We start from the raw sequence: 8,113 nt of genomic DNA on the forward strand, positions 1-8,113 counted from the left end.
TACTGCATGGCGAACTCCTCGGGGGAGACACCGCGCTTTGCGGCCTCGACGGCGATGGGTGTGCCGTGCATGTCCGAGCCGCAGACGTAGGCGGACTGCTGGCCGAGCGTTTTCAGCGAGCGGTTCACCGCGTCGGCGCTCGTGTACCCTCGGAGGTGGCCGATGTGGAGGTCGCCGTTGGCGTACGGCAGTCCACACGTCACCACCGCGGGTCGGTCAGTGGGGAACTCCTCGTGACTCATCTGGTGAGGGATTGACGGATGCGGGCCTAAAGCCCGCCGGTTTCGGTGGTCGAACGGTGTCCTGGTGCGCGCGGTTCACCGCCACGGGCCGCCAGGTCGTACTACCGGCCGGCGACGCCGAGAAGGCTCCACCCGTCGCTACGGTCCACGCATACCGCGGCGACGAACAGGAGACATGTGCGGTGATTCTCTTGCAACCGAGAAAACGTTACGGGGAGTGTGTGAGGTCGTCAGACCGGCTTTCAGCGAGGTAGGATTCCTCGGGAATCCGCTGTCCCTGTTGGTTGACGATATCGGCGGCATCCTCCTCGACCTGCTTGGGTGCCGGTCGGTTCTCGTGTTCCCGAATACGGCCGCTGCCCGAGCGCGGCAGGTCGTCGACGCTCCCGATGTGTTTGTGAACCGCCTCGTCTCTCTGCTTGAGTGCGGTTGCCACTTTCATACGACGATGTACCCGTCGTTAAAAAGTAGTGTTGCCGCTCTCGGATCGCGTGTCCCGCGAGTGACGCCTATCGAGTCGGACCGCGTACTCAGATGACGAGGAACTGGAAGCCGTTTATGAGCCCCAGGGTAACCACGAGGCGGCCGACGCTTCCGAAGAACGTCGCGATTGCGAAGTTGAGGTAATCCTCTTCGAGGACGGCGAACGCGTAAATGGAGAGTGTGTCTGGAAAGAACGGGACACAGAGCGCGAGCGCGAGGCCGGCGTAGCCGTACTTCTGGGCCAGTACGACGACCTTCTTCTCCGACCACTCGACGACGTTGAACCGCGAGCGCCGGAGCGCGCGCGTGACCGGACCGGACTGCTTGGCCTCCTGCCCGATGTGGAATGCGAACACCGAGCCGACGGCCTTCCCGATGCCGGAGACGAAGATGATGAGCGTCAACCGACCCCATTCACCCAGCCCGAGCTCCAGCGGGGCGAACAGCACGATCTCGCTCACACCCGGGAGCGCGAACGCGATGAGGAAGGAGTAGATGAAGATGACGACCAGCCCGACCCAGCCCGTCGCCGTGGTGACGAACCGTGCAAGCCACCCCCCTTCCGAAGCATGTTGCTGGAGCAGGACGGAGAGGGTCGGGGCGAATAGGCCATCACCGGGGACCGGCAGCACGCTCGGCTATCCGCCGCCCGATGACCTAAGTCTTCAGGTTCCCGCGTGAGTCTGCCACGGTTAGCGCTCCTCGCCGGCTGCCGACGAGTCGCGCTCGTCATCGCTGACCGAGTCAGCTTCCTCCACGTCGATGGGGATGCCTTCTTCCGCTGATTCACCGAAACCTGCCGAGAGAATCCGTGTGAGTGCCTCCTCCATGTCCTCGCCGCTCGCCTCGTAGTCCCCGGGGTCGACCTCGATGACGAAGCCCGTTGTGATGTTGGGAGCGGTCGGCATGAACAGCACGTCGCGGCCGTCGTCGGTCGTTTTCCCGGTTTTGAACGCCGTCATTCGGAGCCCGTTCCAGGGCTCCAGCTTCACCGGTTTCCGCAGGTCGCTCGTCCCCGAAACCGCGGTCTCGACAGCGAGTTTCGACGCGTTGTACACCACCCGCAGCCCGGGCAGGCGGTTGATGATGTCGTCGAAGAGCCCCTCGGCGACCCGCCCGGCGGTCGTCCGCATGAGATAGCCGGCGGCGAGAGTCACCACGACGAACAGAACGAGTGTCACGGCAACCTCCGCAATCTGAGCCTCCAACGGGGTGAGCCACGGCGCGTTCACGGCGATCGGGAGGCTCAGCAGTTTCCCGATCAGCCACCGGAGCACGAGCGCCAGCACGAGCACGGGGAGCACGACGATGAGGCCGCTGGCGAAATCCCGTTTCCACCGAGTCATACACAGAAACTGTCACCCGTGCGGTAAAGCGATGACGCTCCCCCACCGGCCAGCTCTGACACCGGGGCTCAGATGCCGACGATGGCCCGGAGCGCGAACAGCACGTTCTCCTTGCGCTCGCGGAGCCGGCGCCAGAAGTACGAGAGCCATCTCTCCCCGTAGGGGGCGTACTGCCAGACCTCCCGCCCCTCGGCGGTCAGTTCCTGCTGGGCCTTCTCACGAACACCCATCAGCATCTGCACTTCGAAGGGGCGGTCGTGTTCGTCGCTCAGCTCCTCGGCGTATTCGATCATCTCGGGATCGTGGCTCCCGACGGCGATCTCGCCCGTGTAGCTCTCGAACAGCGTCTCGAGGTCGGCGCGGTAGCGCTCGTCGACTTTCGATTTCTCCGTGTACGAGATCTCGGGTGACTCGTCGTAGGCGCCTTTCACGAGACGAATCTTCCCCGGCACGTCGGCCAGTCGCTCCAGGTCGTCACTGGTGCGCGTGAGGTTCGACTGGACACACTGGCCGATACCCCCCTCGAACTCGTGAGCGAACTCCTCGAACGTGTCGAGGGTGATGTCGGTCGTGTCGGCGTCCTCCATGTCACACCAGACGAACACGCCCTCCTCGTCGGCGACTTCGACGATCGAGCGGTAGTTCGACTGGAACACGTCGTCCCCGATATCGATGCCCAGTTGTGAGGGTTTCACCGAGATGCAGGCGTCGATATCGCTGTCGGCGATGTCGCGGACGAGCGCGCGGTAGGCTTTGGTGTCCGCGGCGGCGTTGGCGGGGTCGTCGTAATGTTCCCCGAGGAGGTTGAGAATGACTTTCACGCCCGTCCGGTTCTGTGCCGCGGCGTGTTCGAGCGCCGCCGCCGGCGTCTCACCGGCGACGAAGTTGCTGGCGATGGGCGGTATCACTACTCGACAGTTCCGTGGCGGTTACTAAAACGGTTGTCTCTCGGCGACACGGCCACGACGGGGTCCCGTCATTTGGTCGACAGTCCGCTCCGTATCGGCATCGCCGTCGTCACTGCCAGTATCCGTACCGGCAGTGCCGGCGTCAATCCCGACAGTCTGGGTCCATGTCTGTCCCCTCGACGCCGGCGACGCGCTCGGCAACCGTCAGGAGCCTGCTCCAACTCGTCGTTCCCGCGCGGAGGGCAACGAGGTCGTGTGCGTCCACGGTCACCGTCACGGTCGCACCCGCCCGGTTCACGCTCGCGGATGCCCGGTCGTCGTCGATGCGGCCGAGTTCCGGCGTGAGGCTCCGGACGACGAGCGTGGCGCTCGCCGGTGTTGGATACGAAACGGAGAGGGTCGCGGTATGTGCCGCGTCGGTCGTCACTTCACGTCGAACTCCTTCACGTCGCCGCCACGCTCCTTCAACAGCACGCGGTGACCGCAGTAGGGACAGCGCACGCCGCCGTACTCGTCGAGTTCGACGTCGCGCTTACAGCGGGAGCACTTATAGCTCATCTGACTACTCGCTCTCCTCGGAGAGCGCCGCGCGGATGGAGCGCTTCACCGAGCGGCCACCCGGCGTCTCCGGCCGGTAGGCGCCGCCGGTGAACGTCTCTCCGGTTTCCTCGTTCTTCCAGATTCCCGTCCCGATACGTTTCACGGAGTCCCCGTCGACCGTCGCGTCCTCCATTCCTGCCTCGATCTCCGAGACCCGCCGCCGCGACACTCGGCCGTAGCGTGCGCCGAATCGCCCGGCGCTCCCGGTCGAACGTGCCTTCTTCTCAGCCATAGTGCTCGTTGGTAGCCCCAGCGCGCACTAAAACCCTGCGAGTCGCCTGCCACCGAGCGGTGTGTACTGTTCCCATGGAAATCGCCGAGTTCACGCTCTCGACCCCGGTGCTGCGGGACGCTCTCATGCCGGCCCGGTAGGACAGTCGAACTACTCCACAGTCTCGAAGGCGCGCCGCCCTCTCTCGCAGTGCTCGCGTGTGCCCCCGATGTCGACCGGTTCGAGGAGGCGCTCGCCCAGGACGCTGATAGCGTCGAACCGCTTTCGGGTGTTGGCACCAGTCGGGGCTGGCAGTTCCGGCTGCGGTTCGACGACTGCGCGGCGCCCTCGGTCCACCGTGACCGCTATCGGGAGCGCGACGTGGCGTTCACGCTCCACGATTTCTCCTCACGGGAAGAGCGCGTCGAGAGCCAGATCGAGCCGTCGTTAGCAGGGGAGCCGGGCCCCTACGAACCGATCACTGACGACTGACCATGTCACGAACTCGGCACGCTACTCCTGGTAGCCTTCTTCGGCGAGCGCGTCGTTCAGATCCGCTCGTATCCGTTCCCCGGTTTCACGGTCCATCGCCGTCGTCACGACGCGGTTCTCCTGAACGCTGGAGCCGTCCCGGATGAGCAGGCGGACGTTGCCGCTCTCGCCTGCCCGGGTCGCCTTCGCGCGTACGCCGCCGCGGCTCCCGCCGCCGCCAGCTTCGATGGGGCCGGGGATGAGCTTCTTCACGTTCGGGTGGGCGGCGACGGTGTTGACCACTTTCCGCCCCTTGCGACCGCCGATGAGGGTGGAGTGTGAACCACCGAGTTTCTCCTTCGGCGGCGTCTCGACCACTTCCAGCGAGCGTTCGCTGCGCTGGCTGCGCACCCGTTCGACGGGGTTCTCCTCCGGGACACGGTAGAACTGGTGGTGGAGTTGGGCGCGACATTCCCGGAGCGGCCTGCGCGCACCGGCGGCGTACACTTCTTTCGGCCGCTTGCGCCGGATCTCGTCGGCGACTTTGCCCGCGAAGTTCCGCAGTTCGACGACCTCCGCTTCGGGGTCCTCCTCGGGGACGGTCGTGATGACGGTTTCACCGACGATTTCGGGCACCTCGTCGTCGGCGTGTTCGGGCGGGTCGCGAAGAAACGTTAGCGTCGCCCGGTCGCGCTCGAACGCGACGACGGCGGCGTGGCTATTAGCGGTATCGCAGGCCAGGCAGTAGTCTCCCGGCCGCGACAGTTCAGTGCCACACCGCCGACAGTCCATACAGAGACGAGGCGACTTGCCGGGAAAAGCGACGCGCTCCCACCCTGGACCCCGACCGCGTCGCCGCGGAGCGTAAACGACTAAGAATCACCAACCTCACAGTTATCCCGTGTTCACCCCTCGCCGACTCGTGCTCCCCACCGTCCTGGTGGTCCTGGTCGTCCTCGTCGTCCCGGCGGTTGCGTTGCCGCCACCGGAACCGGTCTGTACCGCCTGCGCTCCAGCCTACGAGGGAGTCGCGGCCGATACCGGCATCGATATCGGCATCGCCGAGAGCGCAGCCGTGGTTCGCGTTCACGAGAACGGTAGCGCGACGTGGACCGTGGGCCTCGTGCTCGCCGGTCCGGATGCCGACAGACTCAGCCACAACGGATCGCTCCACGAGCGCATTGCCCGAGAGACGACCGGCGAGCGCTTCGCCGGAACGGGACCGTGGCGGTCCAGCGCGGTCGCCGATATATCGGAGCTCGCTGAGGAGGGGGAGAACGCTGTCTACTACCGCTACCGTCACGAGGAGTTCGCCAGCCAGAGTGTCGGCGGGACGCTCGTCACGACGCACTTCCGGGAGGATCTCTCGGTGGCGAACTACGATAGTCTGGGCGTCGATCGCCTGACGGTTGCGGCGCCGGGAATGGAGATCACGCATGCGCCGCCGTCGGCCGACGTCATCAGCGGGCTGAGCGGGAGCGCGTTCACGCTCACCAGCGTCGACCAGGCCATCGTGACGGTGTACCCTGCTCAGGCGACGACTCCCATCGAACTGCTCTGGATCTCCCTCGTCGGTCGGCTTAGTATCGCTCAGGTGCTCCTCCCTGTTGTCAGATTCAACGTTAGCACGCTCTTGCTTCCCGCATTCGCCGTCCACGCGGTCACAGTGGGCGCCGTACTCGCGTTTCTCGCCCGGGTCGAGCTCCCGGACGCGGGGGCGTCGGAGCGACGCGCCGTCGCCGGATTGCTGGCTATCGCCGCCGTCGGGTTGGCCGGGCAGCCGTTGTACGCCGACGCAGTCGGGCTCCCGATTCTCGGTGACGGGCCGAACCCGGTGCTGCTCGGGCCTGCACTCGGGCTGGCGGTCATCGCGTCAGGCGTCGCCTACCCGACGGTGATCGAGCGGTCGCTTCTCGGCGAGCGCTCACCGGATTCACTCGGGCGCGGTAGTTCCCTCGCCGTGAAGGGTGGGCTCGTCGCCGCGGTGGCTGGTGTTGGTATCGGTGGAGTGCTCCCAACCGAAACGGCGTGGGACGCACTGGGGCTAACACTGCTGCTCGTGGGGCCGACGTTCGCGCTACTCCCGGCCGGGTACTGCACCGTCGAAGGTCGGGCTCGCTCCGGATTCGCTGTTGCTGCCGTCGGCTACATTGTCGGTGGCTTTGCGTCACCGGCACTTTACACCCAACCCCAGGGTGTGATCTTCTCCGGCTTGCTCTTTGCCCCGTTCATCACCGGAGCGGTGCTCGCCGTTGGCTGGCCGTTGCTCCTCGCAGGCTGGATACTGGCGGGGACAGCTCACTACGAACCGATGGCCGACGCCGACTGAGTCTACAGCTCAGTCGGGTCCGCCTTCAGATACTCTCGAAGTACCGTCGTCGCGTAACAGCCTGACGGGAGTGCGAAGCTGAACCTCAGCGGCTCCTGGTCGACAGTCATCTCGGGATCGACGAGTATCGCCCGACGGGTGCCTGTCGAGTCGAAGTTCCCCGGCAAGGAGAACATCTCCGGCTCCAGATCCAGATCGGCGAGCACCTCGCGTTCGATCTCGCCGGGCTCGCCCTCTGCGAGCGCTGATTCGGTGCCCAGCAGCGGCGCGGTGACGAACGCCCGTCCGCGGTCGCAGTGTTTCGCGAGCACGTCGACGCGACTCTCGGTCGCGCGCTGAATCCGGTCCGGGTCCGGCTTGCGAACGGCATCGATCTCGGTGTCGGCGAAACAACAGACGTCCCCCTGGACCGGGCGGTGGAACGGGAGCCCGCGCTCGAAACGCTCGCTCAGCATCCGGTTGAACGCGTAAGACTGGGCGGCGTTGACGAACAGCCGCTGGAGGTTCGACGGGACGGCCTCCAGCGCGTAGCGCCAGGGGCCTGCCGCTTCGTCGGTATCGCCGTCGGGGTCGATGGGTTGGGCCGCCTCCTCAGGTGCTTCCTGCAACCGGTGGAGCATCGAACGTTCGTAGCCTAACTTGCGAGGCATCCGGTCGAGACAGGCGCCCCAATCCGGGTCCTCTCGTTCGGCCTGCTCGTCGACGAACGCTCTCGCCTTCTGGGTGTCCTCGGGTTCGGTCTCGAAGGGGTTGCCCACGTAGGAGAGCACCGCCTCACGCCACTCGCCGCGGACGATGTGGAGACCCACCTGGTGGGTGACGGGCCGCCGGCTGCCGAACCGCTGGTGGCCGAAGACGTTCGGCACGCCGATGCGGCCCGCCTCCCTATCGGCGAACGCCTGCAGCCCAGACGTGATCGCCGCGGCGTTCTCCGGACGTTCTGGCTCCCGAACGGTGATCTCGAACTCGTTGCCCGCGAGGTCGCCGTAGGAGAGCTGTCGGCCGGCGCGGCCGACCACGTCGATGTCGGCGTCACGAATGTCGGGCAGCGCCTCGGGCTCGACGTCGTATATCGTGAACAGCTGAGTCGTCACGGCGTACTTATCTTTGGTTCCGGCCCAGTCGATCCGCTCGCGGGAGATGCCCAGTGCGTCCGAGAGCCGCCCGGCGAATCCGTTGGTGTCCCACGCCGTCAGCGTGACCCGGAGCACGAGATACGGGTAGTCGCCGGTGTCGGTGTCGAGGGGGTTGGTGTCGAACGCCTCCAGCTCCCGCACGCGGAAGTCGGCGGGCTGCTCCCGGAGGTGGCCGCCGACGCCGTCCGCGTCGGTGGCGTACCACTCGATACCGATCGTCCGCTCACGGGGGTGGGCCTCGCGCATCTATCACGGATTCCAGGCCGCCGGAGTTAACGCTGTCCGTCGGTCGCTCCCGGCTGATTGGCGAACGACCGCCCGTCGTCGATGGCGTTATAAAGAACAAGGAGAATACCTGACCCTTTAGCGTCAGGATGAATCCGACAA

Annotated in this window: 12 protein-coding genes; 2 read left to right on the top strand and 10 right to left on the bottom strand. The window is 65.8% G+C overall.

The features are described from left to right. The 8 genes from V5A38_RS13645 to V5A38_RS13680 form a co-directional block, all read right to left on the bottom strand. Positions 1-242, bottom strand: a 242-nt coding sequence (locus V5A38_RS13645) for a class I tRNA ligase family protein (RefSeq protein ID WP_332326315.1), incomplete at its 3' end; no start/stop codon positions are given. A gap of 208 nt (positions 243-450) precedes the next feature. After that, positions 451-678, bottom strand: coding sequence for a hypothetical protein (locus V5A38_RS13650; protein WP_332326316.1), 228 nt, complete (start codon positions 676-678; stop codon positions 451-453). Between the two features lie 94 nt (positions 679-772). Beyond that, positions 773-1,309 (bottom strand): VTT domain-containing protein, encoded by a 537-nt coding sequence (locus V5A38_RS13655; protein WP_332326326.1) that lies wholly within the window; start codon positions 1,307-1,309, stop codon positions 773-775. Positions 1,310-1,417: 108 nt separating this feature from the next. Next, a complete protein-coding gene (locus V5A38_RS13660; protein ID WP_332326317.1) occupies positions 1,418-2,071 on the bottom strand; it encodes a DUF502 domain-containing protein in 654 nt (217 codons plus the stop codon). A 68-nt stretch (positions 2,072-2,139) separates the two neighbouring features. Next, on the bottom strand, positions 2,140-2,979 hold the full coding sequence (locus V5A38_RS13665; RefSeq protein WP_332326318.1) for a proline dehydrogenase family protein: 840 nt from the start codon (positions 2,977-2,979) through the stop codon (positions 2,140-2,142). Positions 2,980-3,121: 142 nt separating this feature from the next. After that, positions 3,122-3,406 (bottom strand): KEOPS complex subunit Pcc1, encoded by a 285-nt coding sequence (locus V5A38_RS13670; RefSeq protein WP_332326319.1) that lies wholly within the window; start codon positions 3,404-3,406, stop codon positions 3,122-3,124. Continuing rightward, positions 3,403-3,537 carry a DNA-directed RNA polymerase subunit P gene (locus V5A38_RS13675; protein ID WP_332326320.1) on the bottom strand — a complete coding sequence of 45 codons (135 nt, stop codon included), beginning with the start codon at positions 3,535-3,537 and terminating at the stop codon, positions 3,403-3,405. Before V5A38_RS13675 ends, V5A38_RS13670 begins: the two co-directional genes overlap by 4 nt. A 4-nt stretch (positions 3,538-3,541) precedes the next feature. Beyond that, positions 3,542-3,811, bottom strand: coding sequence for a 50S ribosomal protein L37ae (locus V5A38_RS13680; RefSeq protein ID WP_332326321.1), 270 nt, complete (start codon positions 3,809-3,811; stop codon positions 3,542-3,544). A 189-nt stretch (positions 3,812-4,000) separates the two neighbouring features. On the opposite strand from V5A38_RS13680, the gene V5A38_RS13685 reads away from it, so the two are divergent. After that, positions 4,001-4,282 (top strand): hypothetical protein, encoded by a 282-nt coding sequence (locus tag V5A38_RS13685; protein ID WP_332326322.1) that lies wholly within the window; start codon positions 4,001-4,003, stop codon positions 4,280-4,282. A gap of 21 nt (positions 4,283-4,303) precedes the next feature. Here V5A38_RS13685 and V5A38_RS13690 read toward each other — a convergent pair whose 3' ends face one another. Beyond that, complete coding sequence (locus tag V5A38_RS13690; RefSeq protein WP_332326323.1) at positions 4,304-5,053, bottom strand: DUF2103 domain-containing protein; 750 nt, start codon at positions 5,051-5,053, stop codon at positions 4,304-4,306. Between the two features lie 130 nt (positions 5,054-5,183). On the opposite strand from V5A38_RS13690, the gene V5A38_RS13695 reads away from it, so the two are divergent. Continuing rightward, entirely contained in the window at positions 5,184-6,590 is a 1,407-nt protein-coding gene (locus V5A38_RS13695) for a hypothetical protein (RefSeq protein WP_332326324.1), read from the top strand. A 2-nt stretch (positions 6,591-6,592) separates the two neighbouring features. On the opposite strand, the gene truD is transcribed toward V5A38_RS13695, so the two are convergent. After that, complete coding sequence (gene truD, locus V5A38_RS13700; RefSeq protein WP_332326325.1) at positions 6,593-7,972, bottom strand: tRNA pseudouridine(13) synthase TruD; 1,380 nt, start codon at positions 7,970-7,972, stop codon at positions 6,593-6,595. Positions 7,973-8,113: the final 141 nt, after the last annotated feature.

This window comes from Halolamina sp. (assembly GCF_036626355.1).
In the GTDB taxonomy this organism is placed as follows: Archaea; Halobacteriota; Halobacteria; order Halobacteriales; family Haloferacaceae; genus Halolamina.